Here is a 25,173-nt window from a genome sequence, read left to right as displayed (position 1 = left end):
ATGAGTAAAGCACTAGGTCTAGTAGAAGTAAGAGGATACGTGGCAGCAGTAGAAGCTGCAGATTCTGCTCTAAAGGCTGCAAATGTTACCTTGATTGGACTAGAAAAAATAAAGGGTGGTATTACCACAATTAAAATAACTGGAGATGTAGGAGCTGTAAAGGCTGCAGTAGATGCAGCTCAGGCTTCCGTTGAAAAACTTGGAACATTTAGAACAGCTCATGTAATACCAAGAGTTGATGCTCAAGTTCAAGAATTGTTCTTTGAAAAGAAATCTGAAACAAAAGAGGAAATCTCTAAATCTTTATCATCTAAGAGTGAAAAAGAGATTAATACGGATTCTAATGAAAAGACAGAGTCACCAGTACAAGCGACGAAAACCAAAGAAGAAATTATTGTACAAAACAAACCAGAAACTAAAGCAAACAAAATAAATATTGAAGAGTCTAAGGGTGAGATAGATTATAACTCTATGAAAGTTGAAGAATTAAGAAGATTAGTTAGAAGTCTAGAGATTCCGAACATGACTAATAAGCAAATTAAGTTTGCGAAGAAAGATGTACTGGTTAAAACAATATTAGAATATAACAAAGCGGGTGAAAAATAATGGAACTTATAGATAAAGATTTAGCATCGATACAAGAGGTTAGAAACCTTATGAAAACAGCTAAAGCGGCTCAAGTTAAATTAGCACAAAAATCTCAAGTAGAAATAGATAAAATAATTAAGGCTATGGCTGAAGCGGCAGCTACAAATGCTGAGAGATTAGCAAAAATGGCAGTTGAAGAAACAGGATTTGGAATTTGGCAAGATAAAGTAATCAAGAACATATTTGGTTCAACTTATATATATGATTACATTAAAGATATAAAAACAGTAGGAATAATTGCAGAAAATGAGGAGACAAAAGTCATGGACGTTGCTGTTCCAATGGGAGTTATTGCAGGATTAATTCCTTCAACAAACCCAACCTCAACAACTATGTACAAAGCTCTTATATCTTTAAAGTGTGGAAACACAATAGTATTCTCTCCACATCCAAATGCTAAGAAATGTATATTGGAAACAGTTGAAATTCTTAATGAAGCTGCAATTAAAGCTGGATGTCCAGAAGGTGCTATAGGATGCATAACTATCCCAACACTACAAGCTACAGATGAATTAATGAAAAATAAAGATACAGCTATGATACTTGCAACTGGTGGTACACCAATGGTTAAAGCAGCATATTCTTCAGGAACACCAGCTTTAGGAGTTGGTCCAGGAAATGGTCCAGCATTCATAGACAAGAGTGCAAATTTAGCACTTGCAGTTAAGAGGATTATGGATTCTAAGACTTTTGATAACGGAACAATTTGTGCTTCTGAACAATCAATAGTTATTGAAGAATGTATTAAAGATAAAGTTGTTGCAGAACTTAAAAAGCAAGGAGCTTATTTCTTAAATCCAGAAGAAGCAAAACAACTTGGTAAATTTATAATGAGAGCCAATGGAAGCATGAATCCACAAATTGTTGGTAAAAGTGTAGAAACAATTGCAAAACTTGCAAACTTAACTAATGTACCTTCTTCAGCAAGAGTACTTATTGGTGAAGAAATGGAAGTAGGACATAATATTCCATATTCAAGAGAAAAATTAGCTCCAATCTTAGGATTCTATGTTGAGAAAAATGTAGAAGCTGTTGAAGCTAAATGTAGAGCAATTCTTCTTAATGAAGGTGCTGGACACACATTTTCAATGCATTGTGAAGATAGAGAGTTAGTAAAAAGATTTGCAATTAGCATGCCAGTATCAAGAATGCCAGTAAATACTCCAAGTACCCTTGGTGGAATCGGAGCATCTCTTAATATCATACCAGCTTTAACATTAGGTTGTGGAGCAATTGGTGGAAGTGCAACATCCGATAACGTAGGACCACTTAATCTTTTAAATATTAAAAAGGTGGCTTACGGAGTGAGAGAAATAGAACATTTCAGAGGTGGAAGCACTAGTAGCAATGCAAATTGCTCTATGTCATCTTCTGACACAGAAGAGCTTGTTAACTTACTTGTTAAGAAAATAATAAGTGAATTAAGATAACAAACCCAAATAATAAAAAATAAGAATGGCTAAATTTAAGGAGGAAATTATTATGGCAAACGCAAATGCATTAGGAATGATTGAAACTAAAGGGTTAGTAGCAGCAATAGAGGCAGCAGATGCAATGGTTAAAGCTGCTAACGTACAATTGGTAGGAAAAGAGCAAGTTGGAGGCGGACTTGTAACTGTACTTGTAAGAGGAGACGTTGGAGCAGTTAAAGCAGCTACAGATGCAGGAGCAGCAGCAGCAGAAAGAGTTGGAGAATTAGTATCTGTTCACGTAATTCCAAGACCACATTTTGAAGTAGATGCAATTCTACCAAAAACAAAAGAAGTATTATAATTTAGATTTGGTAGTAGTGAGCTGTACTGCATAGTGCAGTATAGCTCTTACATCTTATAAGGGGTGTGAAGTTATGTCAGTATTAACTGAAAGTGAAGTTAGAAGACAGTTAAAGGGGAAAAACTTCAGAGAATTTACTGAATTTAAAGTTTTAAAGGGTGAAATAGTTACCCCATCTGCAAAATCTTTTTTAAGTGAAAATAACATTAATTTAGAGTATGTAGATTCTTTAGATGAAGCAGTAAAAGAAGTGAAAAAAGAAGTGCCTAAAAAGACACAAACCAATGAAGAAAAAATTAAATATATAACTGTATTTGGTGCTGAACTAAATGAAAAACCTGAGCATATGACACACCTATACGGAAATTTATTGGTATTTAAGGATCATAAGATAATTGCGCTTAGAGGCAAATTAGATTCTCTAGAATCTAAAATACTTGAAACTCAAATAATTACTCATAGATTAGGTTCTACAAAGCTAACTGAAGATCTTCAAGAGATATTAACTTTTGTAAGATGGATACTTAGATGTGAAGTACTTAAGGAGGACGTTGGAGAGTTTAAACTTTTAGGGATGACCCCAGAAGAATTAAGAGAAAAATCTCACTATCCTAAAAAATATTACAGTATAGGTCATGAACCTGTAGAGTTTTCCATGGGAGAGGCTGTTGTGGCTTTAAATTCTTGTAGAACGTCTATAAGAGAAACAGAACTTTTGGCTTATACTGCATTTAAAGGTGAATATGGAGAGGTTCAACGACCAGATATAATTAAATCATTAAATAGACTATCATCATTGTTTTGGATAATGATATTTAAGTATAGAACAGGAAAATACAGTTAGATTAGGAGGGTGAAATATGAATAATCTTTTAGTAGAAGAGATAATAGATGAAGTAATAAAGAGGGTTAAAAAAGAAGCTTTTATAGAAGTTGAAGCCTCTGGAAGACACATTCACCTATGTAAAGAGCATATAGACATATTGTTTGGAAGTGGTTATGAACTTAATAAAATTAAAGATTTATCACAACCAGGACAATATGCATGTAAAGAGAGAGTTACAGTAATAGGACCTAAAGGTTCAATTAAGAATGTAATTGTTCTTGGACCAGCTAGAAAAGCAACTCAAATTGAGGTTTCCTCAACTGATGCTACATCACTTGGAATTAAAGCACCAGTTAAAGAAAGTGGAAAAATAGAAAACACTCCAGGAATAACAATTTCTACAGAGAGATCTTCTATTACTTTAGATAAGGGAGTAATTGTTGCAAAGAGACATATACATATAACTCCTAAAGATGCAGAAAAGTTTGGTGTAAAAGATCAAGAGATCATACAAGCAAAAATTTATGGCAATAGACCATTAATATTTGATGATGTTGTTATAAGAGTAAGCCCAGACTTTAAAACATTTATGCATATAGACTATGATGAGGCTAATGCTTGTGGATTTGCTAAAGGAACACTATGTAGAATACTTAAATCAACTTGTAATTAAATATTAAGAAGCAACTAGATTTAATACTTTAATAAGTATATACATACCCTTTAGATGATAGTTAATTAGGCCTCGAAGAGGGGGATATTTAAATGAAGTATGATGAACTTGTAGACTTAATTGTAAAAGAGGTTTATAAAAAATTAGAAGAAGCAACTAAAAAAGAAACTAAGAATAAAACTGCTATAGTAATTGGGGAAAAGGCTTTAGATCCGATTACTATAGCTACTATGGAGGCTGAGTACAAACTAACTCCATACACTGAAGAAACAGTAGACTGTGACGTTGTTATAGTATCTACAATTTCTATAAAATCTATGGCAAATCTAGCAACATTAACAGCTACCAAAGATGAAGAAAACTTCATTATAAAAATGTTAATGCAAGGTAAAAAAGTTTATGTGCTAGAGAGTGGACTTGAATATAGAAGGTACAAAAATACTGCTCCTAAATCACTGTATAATAAGTATTTAGATTTCCAAAAGCAACTAAAAGTTTACGGAATTGACACAGTTGAACTTCTTGATAATCTTGAAAATAAAAGTTCAATAAAAAAAGAGAGTGGTAATGTACTAGGATCTTATACTTCATCCATTGTAGAGGACTTTAAGGAAGATGATATGATTTTTGAGATTAGAAATAAAAAACTTATTAGTGAAGCAGATCTTAGAAAGCCTTTTATGAATGGAATGAAGTCGGTTGTAATAGATAAGAAAAGTATAGTTACTCCATTAGCTAATGACTTTATAAGAATTCATAATCTGAAGGTTAATAGAATTTAACGGAGGATTAATATGGTTATAGGTAGAGTTGTTGGCAGGCTGTGGGCTACAAGGAAAGATGAAAAGCTAAGTGGACAGAAGTTTTTAATCGTAAGATTACTTAAAGATAAAGATGTGGAAGAAGAAGGATTTTTTGTTGCAGCTGATAGTGTAGGTGCAGGTGTAGGTGATAATGTTCTAATAACCAAGGGAAGTTCGGCTAGAATTTCCTTAGGTGAAAGAAATGTGCCAGTAGATGCAACTATAATTGGTATAATTGATTCAATTGAGGTTGATGATGAGTAGCAGCATCGGTGTTATCGAATTTAAAAGTATCAGTAGAGGAATTGCTGTTGCTGATGAAATGGTTAAGAAAGCTGAGGTAGAAATACTACAGTTTAGGAACATATGTCCAGGACGGTTTCTTGTAATTTTAGCTGGGGATGAAGGAGCTATAAAAACAACCCTTGACCATGGAATAATTTCAGGTCAGGGGCATGTCTTAGATAGTTGTATAATAAATTCAGCCCATGTTAACATAATACAAGCTTTAAAAAATAGGTTTGTAAGCAAGGTAAATGGTGCTATTGGAATAATGGAGACTAATACTGTGAGTAGTGGACTTAAGGCTTTAGATAGAACCTTAAAGGGAGCTAACCTAAACCTTGTAAAACTACAAATAGCATCAGGAATAAGCGGTAAAATTGTTTATATCATTTCTGGTGGTCTTAGTGATGTAGAATATGGCATGTCTGTTGCTAAAGAAGCAGTAGAGGAGAAACGTATTGTAAATGTATCAATAATACCTTCACCAGATGAACTTATAATTAAATATTTAAATTAAGGGGAGATGAAACAATGAAAATTAATGATATTATCGTATATATAATGGTTGTGTTTATGGCACTTGGAGCTATAGATAAATGTTTAGGTAACAAATTTGGACTTGGTGAAAAGTTCGAAGAAGGTTTCATGGCAATGGGGTCTCTTGCACTTGCAATGATAGGGGTTATCTGTCTTGCACCAGTACTTGCAAATATATTAGAACCAATAGTAGTACCTGCGTTTAACTTCTTAGGAGCAGATCCAGGTATGTTTGGTGGTACACTACTTGCAAACGACATGGGTGGAGCATCACTTTCACAAGCTCTTGCAGTGGATCCACAAGCTGGCTTATTTGGGGGATTAATAGTAGGTTCTATGATGGGTGTTACTATAGTATTCACAATTCCAGTTGCGCTTGGAATAATAAATAAAGAAGATCAAAAATTCTTAGCAATGGGAGTACTTGCTGGTATTATCACAATTCCAGTTGGATCTTTTGTTGGAGGACTTGTAGCTGGATTCCCAGTTATGATGGTTCTTAAAAACTTAATTCCAATAGTTATATTTGCACTTCTTATAGCATTGGGACTTTGGAAGTTTGAAAAAGCAGTAATAAAAGGATTTACTGTATTCGGTAAAGGTGTAGTAATCCTTATAACATTAGCTCTTGCAGCTGCTGTTATCGAAGCTTTAACAGGAATCGCTTTAATTCCAGGAATGAACCCAATCGAAGAAGGAATTACAACAGTTGGAGAAATAGCTATAGTTTTAGCTGGAGCATTCCCCCTAGTTTATGTAATAACTAAAGTATTTAATAAGCCATTAATGGGATTAGGTAAACTTCTAAAAATGAACGACATTTCAGCAGCAGGTATGGTTGCAACTCTTGCAAACAGTATCCCAATGTTTGGAATGATGAAAGATATGGATGACAGAGGTAAAATAATAAATGTTGCATTTGCAGTATCTGCAGCTTTCGTATTTGGAGATCACTTAGGTTTCACAGCTGGATTTAATTCAGAAATGATATTACCTATGATAGTTGGTAAATTGGTTGCAGGAATAACAGCGGTATTAGTTGCTATATTCATAGCAAACAATGTGGCTAAAAAAGAGGGGGCTAAATAATTATGGAAAACATTGATAAAAGCTTGTTGGAGAAATTAGTAAGACAGATCATTGAAGAGAAAATTGGTGGTGCTAAAGATTCAGTAGATTTTGTAAGAAATAAAGATATCAGTGGAATTACTTCTGTAAAACTTCCTACTGTTAGGGTAGATGAGTCAAATAGATTGGATACAGGATGTCCTACTGATGTAGTTTACACAAAAGACATATTCACAGTTCAAGAAAGTGAAAGACTTGGTTGTGGAATGATGGAAATGAAAGAGACAACTTTTGACTGGACTTTAAACTATGATGAAATTGACTATGTTATAGAAGGACATTTAGATATTATAATTGATGGAAGATTAGTTTCAGCAGATGCAGGAGAAATAATTTTCATACCAAGAGGAAGTACAATTAAGTTTTCAGTTCCAAACTACGCTAGATTTTTATATGTAACATATCCAGCGGATTGGGCTTCTCAAGGTTAAAATTTAAACATTAATCAATAGCCATACTTAGTTTTGTTAACTAAGTATGGCTATTGTAAATTTAATAGAGAATAAATTTTAAAGTGGAAGAAATGTGAAATGAAAATGAAAATGATAAAAATTTTATTTATTTAGCATTATTTTCAAGCATATTTAATTTATCTAAATTTTTATTATACATAAACATATAAAGTGAAGCTGAGAATATAACTACATAGCCTAGGGCACTCCATATATCTGGTACTTGATTAAATATAATCATACTTATGATTGCAGAGAAGATTATATTTGAGTAGTCAAATATAGAAATTTCCTTTGCAGGGGCAAACTTATATGCTAAAGTAATTGAAAATTGTCCAATGGTTGCAAATACACCAGCAAGTATTAGATAAAGGAGTTGAATCCCCGTCATTGGAGTATAAACAATTAGCATTAGTGGAAAAATTGTTATCACTGAGAAGCAGGAAAAATAAAATACAATGGTATAATACTTTTCGTTTCTACCTATGGCTCTTATGCAGGTATAGGCAGCTGCTGCAAATATAGCTGAGATGAAACCTATTAGATACGGAATTACATCTAAGCTAAAGGCTGGTTTTATTATAAGTAGAGCGCCTAAAAATGCGATACCTATGATAGCTACATGCTTTGTTTTTAATGTCTCTTTCAAGAAAATAGCCGAGAAAAGTATAACGAAGAAGGGACTTAACTTGTTTAACATATTTGCATCTGAAAGAATCAAATGATCAATGGCATAAAAGTTTAAAATTACTCCAAGTGTACCAAAGATGGATCTTGTAAGAAGAAGCTTTTGGTTTTCTCTTTTTCCAAAGAAACTTTCTTTATGATATATAATCATTCCGAAGGCAATGATGAAGGAGATTAAATTTCTAAAGAAAGTTTTTTGTAGAGAAGGCAAGTCTCCTGAAAGTTTTACAAAGGCAGACATCATGGCAAAGCCAAATGCTGATAAAATAATAAATAATATTCCTTTATTTCTGTTACTCATAGGGTTTACTCCAATCTAAAATTTATAGGTTTATTAAATCTAATAGCCTACTATTTTTATATAATTTTAAGTAGAAATTTTAAATTATATGATAATATTTATCAATTATAATTATCCATAATTTTAGAAGTTTTGCAAGGGCAATAAGAATTTAAATGATATATCGTAAATTGGTAGATTAATTTAAGTAACATAGGATTAGTTTAATATATTAGTATGAATGAGTAAGGCTAGAAATTAATCCTATTTGAGAATGTTCATGTTCTATTAGATTTTCAAGGAATATCATGATAAATTAGAGATATATAGATTAAATATATATAATTTAATAGGAAAGATAATACGAAAATGCAAAATGAATGAATTAATATAAAAAATATATGAAAAATATGAGGACTTTTATATGAAAAATCAGTGGGAATTAAAATGGAATGAGGATATAGATTATTTAAGGGATAATTTAATAGAAAGGCATAAAAATTTATTCTTTAATGTAAGTAGAGAGGAATTTGAGAACAATATAAAAGAGCTGAAACTCAAGATAAATACACTAGATTATGATGAAATGAAAGTTGAATTAAGTAAAGTTGTTTCATCTGTGAGGGATGCACACACAGCTATAGCTTTCCCAATTAATAAATATTTGCCTCTTAAGTTTTATTACTTTAGTGATGGAATTTATATAATAGGTGTAACAAAAGGATATGAGGACTTACTATATAAAAAAGTTAATAAAATTGAAGATACAAATATAAATCATGTGTTACAGGAATTATCTAAGATGATTTCCTATGAAAATCAGTATTTTTTAAAAGCACAGAGTGTTAAGTATTTACAAGCAGCAGAGGTTTTATATGGATTATTAACATGTGATGATATGGATAAAATAAAAATAACAGTAGAAGACAAAGAGGTTGAAGTTTTAACCGTAACCTCTTCAGATTTAGAGTATATAGAAAATAATAATATTCCAATATATGCACGAAGACCAAATGAAAATTATTGGTGGAAGTTTCTTGAAGATGATGGGATTATGTATATAAAATATAATTCATGTAGAGAACAGGGAGATATCTCTATAAAGGAGAAAATAGATGAAACTATAAAATTCATAGAACATAAAAATATAACTAAGGCAACCATAGATTTAAGAAACAATCTTGGTGGCGATTCAGATTTAATTAATCCACTTATAGAATTTATAAAATCTAGTAAGGTCATTAATATAAAAGAGAATTTAACCGTAATAATAGGAAGAGAGACATTTTCATCAGCACTATTAAATGCCTATAGATTTAAATGGGAGACTAATGGATTTATAGTTGGAGAGCCATCAGGGGGAAAACCTAATTGCTATGGAGAAATATTAAGATTTACATTACCTAATAGTAAATTTATGGTGAGTTATTCAACGAGATTCTATAAATTAATAGAAGATGATAATGTTATGGCATTGTATCCAGATAAAATTATCGAGGAAAGAATAGATGATTATACATTAATGAATTAAATAGACTAAGGGATTAATTGAATTGATTAAATAAAAAGAGCTTTTAATGATTCTATTGTGTAATCCATAAAGATTGTTGAATAAGTTATATCAGTAGTATATAATCTAAAGTAGTTGAATAATAGTTTTAAGGTACTTTAAGTTTAATAGGGAAAGTGGTTAAAATCCACTACAGCCCCCGCTACTGTGTACGGATACAAGTCATAACACCACTGGCATAAAAGCTGGGAAGGAATGATAAGGATAAGCCGTGAGTCAGGAGACCTGCCTAAGACTTTGCAAGTTAGAACTTCGGAGGGAAGCTTTAGGCAGGATATTTTAAATTAATTTATTTTTGATAGTCTGTATTTATGCCCTTATCCCTAGGATAAGGGCATTTTAATTGACATTCTAAAGTTTATATTTGGTTAGTGGAAGTTACTCATTCGAACAAAGGGAGAATGAGTTTCAAAAGTGAGGGAAAAAATCTTACATTTGGTAAGTGGAAGTTACTCATTCGAACAAAGAGAGAAGGAGTTTCCGTTATAACTTTTATTTTAGTAACATGATAGAGTGCTAAGATGAATATTAAATAAAGTAGTAATTATAAATTTTAGATATGTTTTATTAGAGTGTTAAAAATGACATTAATATTATCTAAGTATAATGTCGTAACCAACAGTTATTTAAAACAAAGTCTATTTTCAAAATTTTATATGAGGTGATAACATTGGAAAAATTAAGAGAATTAATAGAAAGTATTGAAGTGTTAGATAAGAAAGCTATAAAAAGTTCGAAAAATTATATAGATAACTTAAGCAAGCCTATAGGAAGTCTTGGTGTACTAGAGGAGACAGTAGTACGTCTTAGTGGTATTAAGGGATCATATATAAGAGATATTAACAAGAAAACTATAGTTATAATGTGTAGTGATAATGGGATACAAGCTGAGGGCGTTTCTTCTTGTCCAAGAGAGGTAACGGCTACTGTGACAGAAAATTTCACAAAGGGAACTACAGGTGTATGTAACTTAAGCAAATACTACAATAGTGATATTACAGTGGTAGATATTGGGGTAGACAAAGATTTTAAAAATTCTAAGATAATAAATAGAAAAATAAGATATGGTACAAGTAATATGACTAAGGGTCCTGCCATGACTAGAGAGGAAGCTATTAAAGCTATAAGAATTGGAATTGATATTGTAAAAGATCTTAAAGAGCAAGGCTATGATTTAATTGGAACGGGAGAAATGGGAGTAGGGAATACTGCTACATCCGCTGCAATTATAAGTGTTTTTTCAGGTATTGATAGTGGAATAATAGTAGGAAAGGGATCAGGATTAACAGATGATGGATTAACACATAAAAAGGCCATGGTTAAGAAAGCTATAGAAGTGAACAAGCCTGACAAAAGTGATGTTATAGATGTACTAAGCAAGGTAGGAGGCTTTGATATAGCTGGACTTTGTGGCGTATTTTTAGGTGGTGCTATATATAAAATTCCAGTAGTAATAGATGGGCTTATATCTTCTGCTGCTGCAATTTGTGCTAAGGAGTTAAATCTTAAGGTGTGTAGCTATATGTTTGCATCGCATTTATCAGCAGAACCAGGAGCGGAGTATGCTATGAAAAGCTTAGGACTTGAACCTATGTTTAGTTTAGGAATGAGACTAGGAGAAGGTAGCGGATGTCCTATTGCTTTTGGAATAATGGAAAGTGCTATTTTTACAATGAATAATATGGATTCTTTTAATGAGGCTGGAATAGACATTGAGGACTATGTGGATATAAGACAAGAAAATTAATTTAAGGAGATGAATGTAATTTTTGAAAATATATATAGTTAGACATGGCGAAACAGAAGAAAATGTTAAGAAAACCTATTATGGAAGTATAGATTGTGACCTTACAGAAAAAGGTAGAGGACAGGCCGAAGCTTTAGGCAATAAATTAAAAGATATAGAGTTTACTAAGGTATTTTGTAGTGAGAAAAAGAGGGCTAAGGAAACTCTTAAAAACATATATAAAGGAAATAATATTATAATAGATCCTAGGATAAATGAGAGAGATTTTGGAGTATTTGAGGGGAAAACTTTTAGTGAGTTACAGATAGAATTCAAGGAAGAATATGATAAGTGGACATTGGATTGGAAGGATTATTGCCCGGAAAATGGTGAAAGATTTCGAATGGTGTATCTTAGAGTAAGGAGTTTCATGGAGGATATAAAGGAAGAAGAAAGTGACAATATTCTAATATGTACCCATGGAGGAATTATAAGAGCAATATATTCTTATATTCTAGATGAAAATCTTGATACCTATTGGAGATTTGCTTCTAACAATGCAGATGTATCAGTAATCAGCTTAGAACATGGATATTTTTATATTAATAGCATAAGTCCTGTGGAATAATAGGCTTTTATGCCAATAAAACATCTAGAAATTAAGAAAAGTCAAAGGAGGAAGAATTATGAGTAAATTAACTTTAGTCACCGGTGGATGTAGAAGTGGAAAAAGTACCTTTGGTGAGAATATATTTAAAGGCATAGATGATGTATTATACATTGCGACAGCTATAGTTACAGATGAAGAGATGAGGCATAGAATAAAAAAACATCAAGATAGTAGAAATCAAAAATGGGGAACTTTAGAAAGTTATAAGGATTTACATTTACAAATAGAGAATTACAATGAAAAACATATATTTTTAGATTGCGTTACTATAATGACTACTAATTTAATGTTCGATATAGAAATGGATTACGACAATATTAGTGATAAGAAAGTTGATGAGATATGTAAGAGCATAAAAGAACAGTTTACATTATTTTTAGAAAAGTGCAGAGAACTTGACAAAGAGGTTGTACTAATTACTAATGAAATTGGATGGGGTATAGTGCCAGAAAATAGATTATCGAGGATATTTAGAGATATCCAAGGGTTTATAAATCAACATGTGGCAAATACTTGTGATGAAGTATATTTAGTATGTTGTGGTCAAGGGTTAAGAATAAAAGGATAGGAGAATAATTTATGGTTAAGGGTGTAGAAATTGTAGCTATAACTGCGATAATGCTTATAGGTGCAATAGATAAAGAAAAGATAATTTTTAATAATTTCTTGTTATTATTTCAATTTATAACTAGAATACCTGTTAATATATCACTTGCTTGTGAAAAAGAGAATTTTAAAAAAGCTACTTTATATTTTCCAGTAGTAGGAGCAATTTTAGGAGCAATTGAGTATGGAGCATTTTATATAACTTCTTTATGGATGCCATTACCTATGGCAGCAATAATTACAGTACTTGTAGGAATAATGATTACAGGGGGACTTCATATGGATGGACTTGGAGATACCTGTGATGGATTTTTCTCTTTTAGAAGTAGAGAACGAATTATTGAAATCATGAAGGATAGTAGAGTAGGATCTTTTGGGGTTATTGCAGTTATTATTGATATAGCTATAAAAGCTCTAGGAATTTATTATATCGGAGTGAAATCCATGGGATATATGATAATAGTAATTCCTATGATTAGTAGATTATTTACAGTATTTATATCTTTAATAGGTAAAAGTGCTAAGAAAGAGGGAACAGGAAACTTATATATTGGAAATACAAATGTTATGTATTTTACAGGAGCACTAGCTTTAACTATACTTATTGGGAATTTGTTCTTTGGAGTAGGGGCTGTATTAATACTTTTAGCAGGAGGACTTATAGTATCTATGCTATTTAACTCTTTCTGTAACAGTAGAATAGGCGGACAATCGGGAGATACATTAGGTGCAAATAATGAACTTGTAGAGCTTATGTTATTTATTCTAATTAGTAGTAATATTTTTTAAGATATGCTAAGGTCATGTTTCAAATATATGATTTAACTATGTTTTATAAAAATATTGAAATTGGATTTTAATATTTTGGATAACTTATGAGTAATAATATAAGTCCAATTTCAACACTGATTTAAAACATACTTAATTTGAAACAGCTCCTTTTATTTAAAAATTTGTATAGTTTAATGATACATTTTTATAAACAGTTAAACTTTAGTGAATTTTTTTAATAAGAAGTAGTATAATGTTATTTATGTATTAAAATTGACTTAATAGAAATTAGTATTACTTGGAGGTATAAATATGGGTATAAAAATAGTAACAGACAGCACAAGTTATATACCTAAGAAACTTATTGAAAAATATGATATTACTGTAGTTTCACTTGGGATAGTTATGGAAGGTGAGGGATACAAAGAAGTTGAAATAGATAATGATGACTTTTATAAAAAGTTATCACAGCTAGAAAACATACCAACATCATCTCAACCAACTATCGAGGATTTATATAGTGTATTTGAAAAAATTATATCAGAAGGCAATGAAGCAGTAGGAATATTTATATCCTCTGATATGAGTGGTACGTACTCTACATGTAATCAGATTGTAAAGACTATGATAATAGAAAAATATCCAGATGCAAAAATTGAAATTATAGATTCTAGATCTAATTGTATGCAGATGGGATATGCAGTCATTGAAGCTGCAAAACTTGCAGAAGAACAAATGTCTATAGATGAGGTAGTTAAAGGCGCAAAGAATTTAATGAAAAGAAGTAGATTTTTATTTGTTCCAGATACTTTAGAGTATCTAAAAAAAGGCGGACGTATAGGCGGAGCTTCAGCTTTATTTGGTGCACTTCTTCAGATAAGACCAATACTTACTGTTGAAGATGGAAAAACCTCGGTATTTGATAAAGTAAGAACTAAACAGAAGGCTATTTTGAAAATTTTAGATAAAGTAGTCGAAGATATAAAAAACAATGAGCTAGGAGAACTTATAGTGCATCACATTAACTGTGAAGAAGAAGGTAAAGCTTTAGCTAGTAAGGTTAAGGCAGTTTTAAATATTGATGCAGAAATACAGTGTATCGGACCAGTTATTGGATGTCATGTTGGACCTAAAACTGTTGGGGTGGCATACTATACAAAAAAGTAAAATTTATTGTGAGGGGCGATTAAATTGAATATTAACTCAAGAATTGAAAGTTTAAGAAATGTAATGAAGGAAAAACAGATAGATGCATTTATTATTCCAAGTTCAGATAATCATGGAAGTGAGTATGTTAGTGAATATTTTAGAGTAAGACAATGGATTTCAGGATTTACTGGCTCAGCAGGAACTGTAGTTATAACTCCTAGTGAGGCTCATTTGTGGACTGATGGAAGATATTTTTTACAAGGAGCGGAGCAAATTAAGGGTACAGAATATATATTAGAGCGTATGGGAGAACCAGGGGTTAAGAGTTATACAGAGTGGATTTTAGACAATGTAAAAGTAGGTGGAACTGTGAGCTTTAATGGAAAAGTTCTTACTGTTTCTGAACTTAATGGTCTAAAGGATGCTTTGGTGGAAAAGGATATTAAAATAAAACCTGAAGAAGATATTTTTGAAGTAATTTGGAGTGATAGACCAGCAATGCCAAAGGCAAAAATCTTCATCCATGAGGATAAGTATGCAGGAAAAACTGTAGAAGAAAAGTTAGCTTTAGTTAAAGAAGAAATGAAAAAATGTCATGTAAATAACTTATTATTAGCGTCCTTAGACGATATAGCGTGGCTTTTAAACTTAAGGGGCGGCGACGTGTCTTGCAATCCTGTATTTCTAAGTTATTTTCTAATTAGTGATAATAGCTACACCTTATACGTAGATAAGGAAAAGGTAAGTGATGAAGTTTCTAATTTCTTAAATAAAAATGGCATAAAAATAAAAGAATATAATGAGATTGTAGGAGAGCTGAAGCAGGTTGGCGGAAGTATTACTTTTGACACATCAAAAACTAATGTATGGCTTAAAGAAGCTATAGATTCTTCAGTAAAAATAGTGGAAAAAAGAAATATCACTACAGATTTAAAAGCAAGAAAAAATTTAGTGGAACTTAAAAATATAGAGGCTGCTCATATTAAAGATGGAGTAGCTGTAGTTAAGTTTATAAAATGGGTTAAGGAAAGTGTTGATAAGGAAGAAATAACAGAGATGTCAGCTTCAGATAAATTAAGAAACTTTAGAGCTGAGGGAACTGACTTTATAGATGTAAGCTTTGATACTATTGCAGGATATGGACCTCATGGAGCTATAATTCACTATAAAGCGTCAGAAGAAACAAACTCAAAACTAGAAGCTAAGGGATTATTCTTAGTGGATTCAGGAGCTCAATATATAGATGGAACTACTGATATAACTAGAACCATAGCACTTGGAGATTTAACTGAGGAAGAGAAAATAGATTATACTTTAGTACTTAAGGGTCACTTAAATCTTGGTAATGCAATATTTTTAGAAGGAACTTACGGATGCAATCTTGATATCTTAGCAAGAAGAGCACTTTGGAGTAGAGGACTTGATTATAAGCATGGTACAGGACATGGGGTAGGCTACTTGTTAAATGTACATGAAGGGCCACAAGGAATAAGAAGAGAATTAAATCCTGTAACTTTAGAGGAAGGTATGGTTTTATCTAATGAGCCAGGTATTTATAGAGCAGGTAAGCATGGTGTAAGAATTGAAAATCTTATAGCTGTTCAGCCACATGAAGAAACTGAATTTGGTAAATTCCTATGCTTTAAAGAGTTAACCTTCTGCCCATATGAGTTAGATGCCATTGAAGTATCATTATTAAATGAAGAAGAGAAACAGTGGGTAAATGGTTATCATAGTGAAGTGTTTAATAAATTAAGTCCTTACTTAAATAATCAGGAATGTGAATGGCTCAAAAATGCAACTAGAGTAATTTAGATAAACAAATATTTTTAATTAAGGTTATGTTTAAAGGCGTGTTAAAACCTTTATCAATAACTATTTTAAAAATATATTTATAGAGTAGTAAGAAACCGTAAAAGATATTTATGGTTTCTTATTTTTTTACATAATTATTATTTGTGGTGAAATAATATATTAATATTATGTAGATAATTTAATAACCTACATAGGATAATTTGATAAATTAAATTAATTATACAAAGGAGGAAAAAGAATGTCATCAAAGGATAATAGCACAGAAAAGTTATCAATTACAGCATTAATTCTAATGATTTTTACATCAGTATATGGTTTTAATAACATGCCAAGATCTTTTTACTTAATGGGATATGGTTCTATACCATTCTTCATTGGGGCTGGAATATTGTTTTTTATTCCATTCGCTTTTATGATGGCAGAATATGGTGCCGCATTTAAAAATCAAACTGGGGGTATTTATTCATGGATGGAGAAGTCCGTAAATGCTAAGTATGCCTTTGTGGGAACATTTATGTGGTATTCATCAGCAGTAATATGGATGGTGAATGTATCATCAGGAATATGGGTTACTCTATCTAATGCTATATCAGGAACAGACATGACGAAGACTTGGAGTTTATTTGGTCTCAGTGCAACTAAAACTCTTGGGATATTAGGTATAGTATGGATTATATTTGTTACTTATATTTCAACCAAAGGAATAGAAAAAATTAAGAAGATAACATCTATAGGTGGTACAGCAGTAGCAGCTCTTAATATAGTATTAATTGTTGGAGCTATAGCTATTTTGATAGGAAATGGTGGTGAGTTAGCACAACCTATAGTTAATGCAGCATCATTTTTTAGTTCGCCAAATCCTGACTATCAAAATCCTATATCTGCAATGTCATTTTTAGTTTTTGCTATCTTTGCTTTTGGAGGTATAGAGGTTGTTGGAGGGCTGGTAGACCAAACAGAGGAGCCAGAGAAAACCTTTCCTAAAGGACTTGCAATATCTGCAATAGTTATAGCTGTTGGATATTCAGTTGGACTATTTTGCACAGGAATATTTACAAATTGGGATGCAATTCTTGGTGTAAACGGCAAGTATGGAGAAGTAGTCCACATGGGTAACGTAGGATATCTTATAATGAACAATCTAGGGTTTCAATTAGGAACAACATTTGGAGCGTCACAAGCTACATCTATCCAAATAGGAAACTGGGTAGGTAGATTCGTTGGATTATCAATGTTACTTGCTCTTACAGGTGCATTCTTTACTATGACCTATGCACCACTTAAACAGTTAATAGCAGGATCGCCTAAAGGATTATTCCCAGATAAAATGGCAACAATGAAAAACGGTATGCCTTTGAATGCTATGACTATTCAAGCCATTGTGGTAATTATAATAATTCTACTAATATCATTTGGTGGAAATGTTATGGAAGAATTCTTCGCAATACTAGTAGCCATGACAAATGTAGCAATGACAATTCCTTACATGTTTTTATCAGGAGCATTTATATCATTTAAAATGCGTGATAATATACCAAAACCTTTTGTAGTTTTTAAGAATAAAGCAATTACTATAATTCTGACTTTGATAGTAACAGCAACAGTTGGTTTCGCTAATATATTCTCTATTATAGAACCAGCTATGGGGGGAGATATTGCTAAAACTGTATGGAGTATTGCAGGACCAATATTCTTCTCAATTGTGGCATTGGCATTATTCTATAGATATGAGACAACTGTAAAAAAATCTAAAAAGAAACGTTAATGGCTATGTTTTAAGTGATTGTTGAAATTGACATAAATATTATCCGAGCGAACGCCATTTGTAGAGTTGTTGTATTTTAGATTTTGACATTACCAGAGCCTCTAGTAAATCAATAATCCGAAGCGGTTGAGTTAGGACAATATGATGTAATAATTAACACTGATTTAAACCATAGTCTAATTAATTAGGCTATGGTTTATTTGTTGTAATCTATATATTATATGAGAAGATGAAATGTACTTATTTCTATCTATTTATTATATTATGGATATAGCAAATTAAAAATTAAATTGGAAAACTATTATCACTTTATATAAGTTTTAATATTATATTAATATAAGCTTATGACGAGGTGGGACAATTGAATTGGTTTAAAGGATTAACGCCAGAAATGCAAGCATTTTTAGCTACTCTCTTTACTTGGGGAGTTACAGCTTTGGGTGCAGCATTAGTATTTTTCTTTAAAAGTATAAATAGAAAAGTATTAGACATAATGATGGGATTTGCTGCAGGAGTAATGATTGCAGCTAGCTTTTGGTCACTTTTAGCACCATCCATTGAAATGAGTGGTGATATGGGAGTTATTGAGTGGATTCCACCAACGGTTGGATTTTTATTAGGTGGAGTATGCTTACTAATGATAGATAGGGTATTACCACATCTACATGTTGGATTTAAAACTGAAGATGCAGAAGGGATAAAGACAGGATGGAAGAGAAGTGTGCTTTTAGTACTTGCAATAACTCTTCATAATATTCCGGAAGGACTTGCTATAGGAGTAGCTTTTGGTGGGATTGTATATGGATTAGAATCTACAAGCCTTGCTGGCGCAATAGCATTAGCTATTGGAATTGGCATTCAAAACTTTCCGGAAGGGGCATCAGTATCACTTCCACTAAGAAGAGACGGGTTATCTAGGACGAAGAGCTTCCTATATGGTCAAGCATCAGGAATTGTAGAGCCTATAGCTGCAGTACTTGGAGTAATAGCAGTTGGTGCAATGAGACCACTACTTCCATATGCACTATCATTTGCAGCAGGAGCTATGATATTTGTAGTTGTAGAGGAGTTAATTCCAGAGTCTCAATTAGGAGGGAATACAGATCTTGCAACAATGGGAACATTACTTGGGTTTGTAATTATGATGGTTTTAGATGTGTCATTAGGATAAAGAGAGTTATTTTAAATATTTAAAAGCTTCTATATGATAATTATAGAGGCTTTTTGTAAATAATAAGCAAGAGTGAAAGCTGTAAATACATATATGTGCATACAAAAAATAAACTAGACATTGTATTGGTATTGAGTAATAATATTAGTATGAAAAATTAAATGACATAAAAGTTAATAATACAAAGAGGTGGAATTATTGAATAAAATCATAGGTGGTAAAATTAAAGAGCTTAGAACAAATAAAAAAATGACATTAAAAGAGTTAAGTGAAAAGACATCCTTATCTACTGGATTTTTATCACAGCTTGAAAGAGGTCTTACAAGTATAGCTACAGATTCTTTACTTAATATAGCAGAGGCTTTAGAAGTGGAATTGTCATATTTTTTATTATCAACTACAAAAAGAAGAGAGAGATTTACACAGAAAAGTTACGAAAGAGACATATATAAGATAGATAATTCCAAGTATATAAACTATATATTATCAAATAATCATGAAGATAAGGCACTATTACCTAGATTAATTGAAATATTACCTAGTGAAACAGATGAATCACTTAGTACATATCATCATGATGGTGAAGAATTTATTTATGTACTAGAGGGTATTATTACATTATTTATAAACGATGACAAGCAATATCTGTATCCAGGAGATTCAGCACATTTTAAATCTACGGTTGACCACAATTATGCAAACTACACAAATAAACTATGCAAAATTTTAGTTGTGAGCATTCCTAACGAAACAAAGAAGAATGTGGACACTCAGATATAAATGGGAAAGTACTTATTAAATTTTTACATTAATAAATATGGATTAATAGAAAAACCACCAAGGTATAAATTTTATTCTACCTTAGTGGTTTTTCTTATAATTATATTTGATAAAATGAATTGTATTTAACATTTACTACTACTTTTGCTGGAGAACCAACGGCTGTAGAGTTATCGGGAATTGAATGTAAAACTACAGAATTTGCTCCAATTTTAACGTTGTTGCCAATGGTGATAGGACCAAGTAATTTTGCACCCGCACCAAGGGTTACATTATTGCCTATAGAGGGGTGTCTCTTACCTTTTTTATCATAACCTACACCGCCCAAGGTAACTCCGTGATATATTGTTACATCATCTCCAATTACAGCGGTTTCACCAATTACTACACCCATACCATGGTCAATAAATAAATTTTCACCAATAGTTGCACCAGGGTGTATTTCTATACCAGTAAGTCCACGACTAATCTGAGAAAGTAGTCGTGCTAAAAAATAAAACTCGTGTTTATAGAAAAAGGAGCATACTCTATGGAAAATTATTGCGTATAAACAAGGATATAGCAATGTTTCTAGTGTGCTTTTAATAGCTGGATCTTTTTTCTTAATATTTAATATTAAATTCTTAATCATCTAAAGAACCTGCTTTATTAATATAATCCATAGATAAATATTTCTCTCCTCCATCTGGAGATATTGCAAGAACTTTTTTACCAGGACCTAAGGTTTTTGCTAGAGAAATAGCTGTGAATATTGCAGCGCCAGATGATGGTCCAAGGAATAAGCCCTCTTTAGAACTAACCATTAAACTTGTATTAAGAGCATCTTCATCTTTAACTGTGGTTATTTTATCAACAACATTATCTAAATATATATCAGGTATAAATCCAGCACCTATACCTTGAATTTTGTGAGGTCCACTTACGCCTTTAGATATAATAGGGGAAGACTCAGGTTCCACACCGTTAATCACTATATTAGGAAGGACTTCTTTAAGTCTTTTGCCAACTCCACTTATAGTTCCACCAGTACCAATACCAGCTACAAATCCATCAAGATCAGGTAAATCATTAAGAATTTCTAAAGAAGTATTTTCATAATGAGCCTCCACATTGTCTACATTAGAAAATTGATTAGGAAGGAAATAAGAAGGATTTTCAGCTACTAAATTCTTTGCTTTTTCAATTGCTCCAGTCATACCTTTCTTTCCATCAGTTAATATTAATTCAGCGCCATATAACTTCATAAGATTTCGTCTCTCTATAGTCATAGTATCTGGCATTATAATAATAACTTTATATCCCTTTAATTTTCCCATGATAGCCAAAGCTATGCCGGTATTACCACTAGTAGGCTCAACAATTACGCCACCAGGTTTTAGCTTCCCACTTTTTTCCGCCGCCGCTATCATGCTTAATGCAGCTCTATCTTTAACACTGCCACCTGGATTATACTTTTCAAGCTTAACATATATAGTAGCCATGGTATGGTCAGTGATGTTATTTAATTTTAGTATTGGTGTATTTCCCACCATTTGTAATAAATTTTCGTAAATCATAATATACCTCCTATAAAAGTAAAATAAAAACATAAAAAAAGATAATAAAAAAACCCCATCTCTATTTATAGAGACGAAGCTTAACTTCGCGGTCCCACCCTAATTAGATATAAATATATCTCACCTTAATTTCGGATACAAATATATCCTATGGCTATAACAGGCCAACCTGGAAAACTCTACTATAACTTCAAGCTTCAACTCTAAAGGGCACTTCACATAAATCATCAGTGGAAAATTCTCATCAACATTTCCTCTCTGTAACTTGTATCTATGTTACTCTCCTTCATCATCGTCTTTAATTCTGACTAATATGGTCTGAATACTATATAATTATATTATACACATAAATTTAAATTTGTGAATACCTAAATATAAAGTTTTTTATGAATTAGATTAATAAAATGTTAGAATTTTCAAGTTATATATTAATATAAAGTTCATTTATATTAATAAAATAGTATGATAAAATTACATATAGCTATGTAAAGATGTAAGAGTTTTAAAGATTAAAAGCGAAGGTGTGAGTAAATTGTCATTAAATAAACAAATTAGATTTTTAGAACAATGTGAAAATAATATGAGTAAATTAAATTTTTATTTAGATATGAGCAATAGTAGTATTAGTTGTGGACCATGTTTAGTGCTTAAGAGGTATCATAATTGGAGTCTAAAAAATATATATAATGTTGATATAGATAATAAGAATAATAAAGAATATTTCTTAAAGGTTATAGAAAAATTAGATTATAAAGTTATTGGAAATATGGAATATAAGGATTTAAAGAGTTTGGTAATTGCCTACTTTTCTTTAGGAGAGATATATTTCTTAGAAAATAATATTGAATTATCTAAATCGTACTTTACTAAGGTAATAGATATTATGGAAGAGTTTTTAAAGGGTGGAAATAGATTTCAAACAGAGGAATTAGGACAAAAAAATGGAGTAGTTTTCTTTGAACTTTTAATGTGGGCTAGAAAAAATCTTGGAGATATGGTTGAGGTTGAAGAAGCTTTAGCTCTTTATGAAAGCATGATTGGAGAAGAGGAAATTCTATATTTACAGAAACACTACTCAACCTATAGAGTGAGTAAGGTGTTAAATCTTCCAGACAAAGCTAATGATGCTGCAAGAAGCATAATAAAAATATGTCCAAGTTATAAGAATATAAATATAGATGTGGTGGAGTATTTAACTACATCTAAGAATTACTATAATGCTTTAGATATTGCTATTGGGGAATATAATAAGAATAATATAACTCATTGGATAAACGCTATAAATAATATATGTGTAACTGCTGAGGAACTAAGTATAGATTGTGTAGATGAGGTTATAGAATTCAGTGAGATACTGATGGGCGATTTAAAGGTTGTAGAGTGGAGTAATATAATTTTAAGTTTATATAAGAATGTTAGATCAGTTGAATTATCAGTGATAAGGTTATTAGATTACTTGAAAAAATCCTTTAATAAAATTAATTATAAACAAAATGATTTTATTAATTGTTCACAAGCTATAACTGTACTTAATGAAATCTATGAAGATATAAGAATATGCAAATATAATAAAGTATATTTAAGAGAGTATGAATTTGATTTTACATTCTATCTTATGAATACAGCAATTCAGAATGAAAGCTATGAAAAAGGTTTAGAAGCAGCTACTAAATTAGCTTCAATAATTGAGGTTTATAATAACAATAAGGATATACATAGTTATGTTATAGAGTGTGAAGAAATATGTAGAAACAATGTTAAAGGAGATAACTATAAATTAGACGAATATCCTTGGGCTGTATTATATAAAAACATAGAAGAGGTATGCGGAAGATATGGAATAAAATCTGGAATTAGCTTAAGTGATATGGCTAGAAATAATAGTAAGAAGATTATGGTTGGTATAAATGCAATACAAAACAAATTTGTTGAAGAAACCTTAAATGCAATTATAGGTGAAAGTATTTTTAGAGAAGATAAGGATATAGTGTTTATAAGTAATGAAGAACTATGTGTAAATGAAGATATTAAGAATAATTATGCCTATGATGTAGTGGTAAAAAGAAATATATTTAAGGATTTAAGTAGATGCATTGTAACCTATGAGAAATCTATTAATGCTAACATTGCAGATAAGAATATTATTGTAATAGATGGACATAAGGAATTAAGAGATATCGATATTACTTATCTTAAACATATATTAGAGGTTAGCAGAGATACAGATGTAATATTACTTATAAATAGAGCTGATGGTAAATATACTAAAGAGAACGTAAACTATAACAAAATGCTAATAGAAAATTTATTAGTCTATAAAGAGGAAATCAAAGTTATAGATTTACAAGATTTTTCAGAGCCTAAAACTCTTTTAGAAGCTATAATGGGAGATGATATGAAGGCTGTAATACCATTAAAGTTTAAGAATTTTACTAATGGGGTTAACACCACACTGGATGCAATAACTGAAGATATTAAGTTTACAAATGGGGTTTATAAGGAAAGAAGACATACCCTTAAGGAATGTTTAGATGAATATACAAATATAGAGGATGAAATTAAAGCTAACTACAATGAGTTTATTTCTAAGATTCAAGGGGACATTGATTTCCTAGGGAAATATGCTGATGCTAAAATAGCTAGTGTAATTCCGGATCTAATAGAAAAAAATTTAGATTCTATTGATGACTTAGAGGATATTGCAACCCTTAAGGTTCAAGCAGAGAAGATTTTTGGTGAAGCCATTGTAAAGTGGTGCAATAAAAATATTTATGGGTTAATGCTAGAACAATTTGAAGTTTATATAGCTAAATATTCTAAGTTATATGGATATCATAAAGAGAGCATAGAAAAGATAAGTGAAAATAGAAATGATGTAGCATCTGTGTATCCAGAATTTAGAAGTAAAATAAAGTTAATACCTTCAAAACCACTTGAGGAGGTAATAAAAGGATTTTTAGATTACTATGATGAGTTCTTAAATAGTATTAACTATGAAGTTACAGTAATTCCAAATGAAAAGTTTTTAAGTACAGTAACTGAGGGCATTAAAGTGATGTTTATGAAGTCAGAAGAGAAGGCAGAAAATTCTAGAGTTAAGATAAAAAATCAAGTTATAGAAAATAAAGAAAATATTAGTGCCATCCTTAGTGGAAATATAAATCAACATTTACAAGGAATTTCAGATAAACTTCAAGGAGATGTTAAAGAGATATTTGAAGGTGCTATAGCTGAGTTAGCTGTAGATAAATCTGTAGTGAATGATACTATTAAAAGTATTGATGATGAGCATAATAAAAAGATGATAGAGAATGAAGAGATTGAAATTATCATGAACTTCATTAAGGTAGAAGTGTTAAAGTACAGTAAACAAGTAGAGTGTAATGTTGTTTATAGTAAAAATAGATGTCATAGATTAATATAATCCTAGAAAAGAAGTATTGATGGCAATTTGAATAATCTATTATAAATAAGAAAAACCCTTGAATTGTAGAAAAAGAAA

Annotated in this window: 24 protein-coding genes, 1 riboswitch and 1 other annotated feature; of the genes, 21 read left to right on the top strand and 3 right to left on the bottom strand. The window is 31.2% G+C overall.

From position 1 onward, the window contains the following. The 10 genes from RSD37_RS08795 (at window position 1) to RSD37_RS08750 (ending at window position 7,104) form a co-directional block, all read left to right on the top strand. Window positions 1-606 carry a BMC domain-containing protein gene (locus RSD37_RS08795; RefSeq protein WP_346946351.1) on the top strand — a complete coding sequence of 202 codons (606 nt, stop codon included), beginning with the start codon at window positions 1-3 and terminating at the stop codon, window positions 604-606. Continuing rightward, complete coding sequence (locus RSD37_RS08790; protein WP_346946350.1) at window positions 606-2,078, top strand: acetaldehyde dehydrogenase (acetylating); 1,473 nt, start codon at window positions 606-608, stop codon at window positions 2,076-2,078. Before RSD37_RS08795 ends, RSD37_RS08790 begins: the two co-directional genes overlap by 1 nt. A gap of 52 nt (window positions 2,079-2,130) precedes the next feature. Next, window positions 2,131-2,421, top strand: coding sequence for an ethanolamine utilization microcompartment protein EutM (gene eutM, locus RSD37_RS08785; RefSeq protein WP_346946349.1), 291 nt, complete (start codon window positions 2,131-2,133; stop codon window positions 2,419-2,421). A gap of 73 nt (window positions 2,422-2,494) precedes the next feature. Continuing rightward, window positions 2,495-3,265, top strand: coding sequence for a cobalamin adenosyltransferase (locus tag RSD37_RS08780; RefSeq protein ID WP_346946348.1), 771 nt, complete (start codon window positions 2,495-2,497; stop codon window positions 3,263-3,265). Between the two features lie 16 nt (window positions 3,266-3,281). After that, window positions 3,282-3,920, top strand: coding sequence for an ethanolamine utilization phosphate acetyltransferase EutD (gene eutD / locus RSD37_RS08775; RefSeq protein ID WP_346946347.1), 639 nt, complete (start codon window positions 3,282-3,284; stop codon window positions 3,918-3,920). A 92-nt stretch (window positions 3,921-4,012) separates the two neighbouring features. After that, complete coding sequence (locus RSD37_RS08770) at window positions 4,013-4,702, top strand: TIGR02536 family ethanolamine utilization protein (protein ID WP_346946346.1); 690 nt, start codon at window positions 4,013-4,015, stop codon at window positions 4,700-4,702. A gap of 12 nt (window positions 4,703-4,714) precedes the next feature. Next, the gene (locus RSD37_RS08765) at window positions 4,715-4,987 is read left to right on the top strand and encodes a EutN/CcmL family microcompartment protein (protein ID WP_346946345.1); all 273 of its coding nucleotides are present in this window, start codon (window positions 4,715-4,717) and stop codon (window positions 4,985-4,987) included. Further along, complete coding sequence (locus tag RSD37_RS08760) at window positions 4,980-5,525, top strand: BMC domain-containing protein (RefSeq protein WP_346946344.1); 546 nt, start codon at window positions 4,980-4,982, stop codon at window positions 5,523-5,525. Before RSD37_RS08765 ends, RSD37_RS08760 begins: the two co-directional genes overlap by 8 nt. Window positions 5,526-5,539: 14 nt before the next feature. Beyond that, complete coding sequence (gene eutH, locus RSD37_RS08755; protein WP_346946343.1) at window positions 5,540-6,634, top strand: ethanolamine utilization protein EutH; 1,095 nt, start codon at window positions 5,540-5,542, stop codon at window positions 6,632-6,634. A gap of 2 nt (window positions 6,635-6,636) precedes the next feature. Next, complete coding sequence (locus RSD37_RS08750; RefSeq protein ID WP_346946342.1) at window positions 6,637-7,104, top strand: cupin domain-containing protein; 468 nt, start codon at window positions 6,637-6,639, stop codon at window positions 7,102-7,104. A gap of 127 nt (window positions 7,105-7,231) precedes the next feature. Here the strand turns inward: RSD37_RS08750 and RSD37_RS08745 are convergent, their stop codons facing one another. Further along, window positions 7,232-8,128, bottom strand: coding sequence for a DMT family transporter (locus RSD37_RS08745; protein ID WP_346946404.1), 897 nt, complete (start codon window positions 8,126-8,128; stop codon window positions 7,232-7,234). 388 nt (window positions 8,129-8,516) lie between these two features. Here RSD37_RS08745 and RSD37_RS08740 point away from each other — a divergent pair, with 388 nt between their 5' ends. The 10 genes from RSD37_RS08740 (at window position 8,517) to RSD37_RS08695 (ending at window position 20,115) form a co-directional block, all read left to right on the top strand. Continuing rightward, entirely contained in the window at window positions 8,517-9,623 is a 1,107-nt protein-coding gene (locus RSD37_RS08740; protein WP_346946341.1) for a peptidase S41, read from the top strand. A gap of 113 nt (window positions 9,624-9,736) precedes the next feature. Beyond that, window positions 9,737-9,910, top strand: a riboswitch (cobalamin riboswitch). A 422-nt stretch (window positions 9,911-10,332) separates the two neighbouring features. Beyond that, window positions 10,333-11,409, top strand: coding sequence for a nicotinate-nucleotide--dimethylbenzimidazole phosphoribosyltransferase (cobT, locus tag RSD37_RS08735; protein ID WP_346946340.1), 1,077 nt, complete (start codon window positions 10,333-10,335; stop codon window positions 11,407-11,409). A 22-nt stretch (window positions 11,410-11,431) separates the two neighbouring features. Continuing rightward, entirely contained in the window at window positions 11,432-12,016 is a 585-nt protein-coding gene (gene cobC, locus RSD37_RS08730; RefSeq protein ID WP_346946339.1) for an alpha-ribazole phosphatase, read from the top strand. Between the two features lie 58 nt (window positions 12,017-12,074). Further along, window positions 12,075-12,626, top strand: a complete 552-nt coding sequence (gene cobU / locus RSD37_RS08725) for a bifunctional adenosylcobinamide kinase/adenosylcobinamide-phosphate guanylyltransferase (RefSeq protein ID WP_346946338.1) — start codon at window positions 12,075-12,077, stop codon at window positions 12,624-12,626. An 11-nt stretch (window positions 12,627-12,637) separates the two neighbouring features. After that, a complete protein-coding gene (gene cobS, locus RSD37_RS08720) occupies window positions 12,638-13,453 on the top strand; it encodes an adenosylcobinamide-GDP ribazoletransferase (RefSeq protein ID WP_346946337.1) in 816 nt (271 codons plus the stop codon). Window positions 13,454-13,747: 294 nt separating this feature from the next. Then, the gene (locus RSD37_RS08715) at window positions 13,748-14,602 is read left to right on the top strand and encodes a DegV family protein (protein ID WP_346946336.1); all 855 of its coding nucleotides are present in this window, start codon (window positions 13,748-13,750) and stop codon (window positions 14,600-14,602) included. A gap of 24 nt (window positions 14,603-14,626) precedes the next feature. Further along, window positions 14,627-16,399: an aminopeptidase P family protein gene (locus RSD37_RS08710; protein WP_346946335.1), complete on the top strand. Its 1,773-nt coding sequence runs from the start codon at window positions 14,627-14,629 to the stop codon at window positions 16,397-16,399. A 238-nt stretch (window positions 16,400-16,637) separates the two neighbouring features. Beyond that, window positions 16,638-18,164 (top strand): glutamate/gamma-aminobutyrate family transporter YjeM, encoded by a 1,527-nt coding sequence (yjeM, locus tag RSD37_RS08705; protein WP_346946334.1) that lies wholly within the window; start codon window positions 16,638-16,640, stop codon window positions 18,162-18,164. A gap of 361 nt (window positions 18,165-18,525) precedes the next feature. Next, a complete protein-coding gene (locus RSD37_RS08700; protein ID WP_346946333.1) occupies window positions 18,526-19,335 on the top strand; it encodes a ZIP family metal transporter in 810 nt (269 codons plus the stop codon). 198 nt (window positions 19,336-19,533) lie between these two features. Next, a complete protein-coding gene (locus RSD37_RS08695) occupies window positions 19,534-20,115 on the top strand; it encodes an XRE family transcriptional regulator (protein ID WP_346946332.1) in 582 nt (193 codons plus the stop codon). 100 nt (window positions 20,116-20,215) lie between these two features. Here the strand turns inward: RSD37_RS08695 and epsC are convergent, their stop codons facing one another. Continuing rightward, a complete protein-coding gene (epsC, locus tag RSD37_RS08690; protein ID WP_346946331.1) occupies window positions 20,216-20,746 on the bottom strand; it encodes a serine O-acetyltransferase EpsC in 531 nt (176 codons plus the stop codon). Further along, window positions 20,739-21,671, bottom strand: a complete 933-nt coding sequence (gene cysK / locus RSD37_RS08685) for a cysteine synthase A (protein WP_346946330.1) — start codon at window positions 21,669-21,671, stop codon at window positions 20,739-20,741. Before cysK ends, epsC begins: the two co-directional genes overlap by 8 nt. Window positions 21,672-21,737: 66 nt before the next feature. Beyond that, window positions 21,738-21,973: a binding site (T-box leader), on the bottom strand. 230 nt (window positions 21,974-22,203) lie between these two features. Here cysK and RSD37_RS08680 point away from each other — a divergent pair. Continuing rightward, on the top strand, window positions 22,204-25,095 hold the full coding sequence (locus RSD37_RS08680; RefSeq protein ID WP_346946329.1) for a hypothetical protein: 2,892 nt from the start codon (window positions 22,204-22,206) through the stop codon (window positions 25,093-25,095). Window positions 25,096-25,173: the final 78 nt, after the last annotated feature.

Origin of the sequence: Clostridium sp., assembly GCF_036646415.1 — a bacterium.
Lineage (GTDB): Bacteria > Bacillota > Clostridia > Clostridiales > Clostridiaceae > Clostridium_J.
This window is presented reverse-complemented; position numbering and strand designations above follow the sequence as displayed.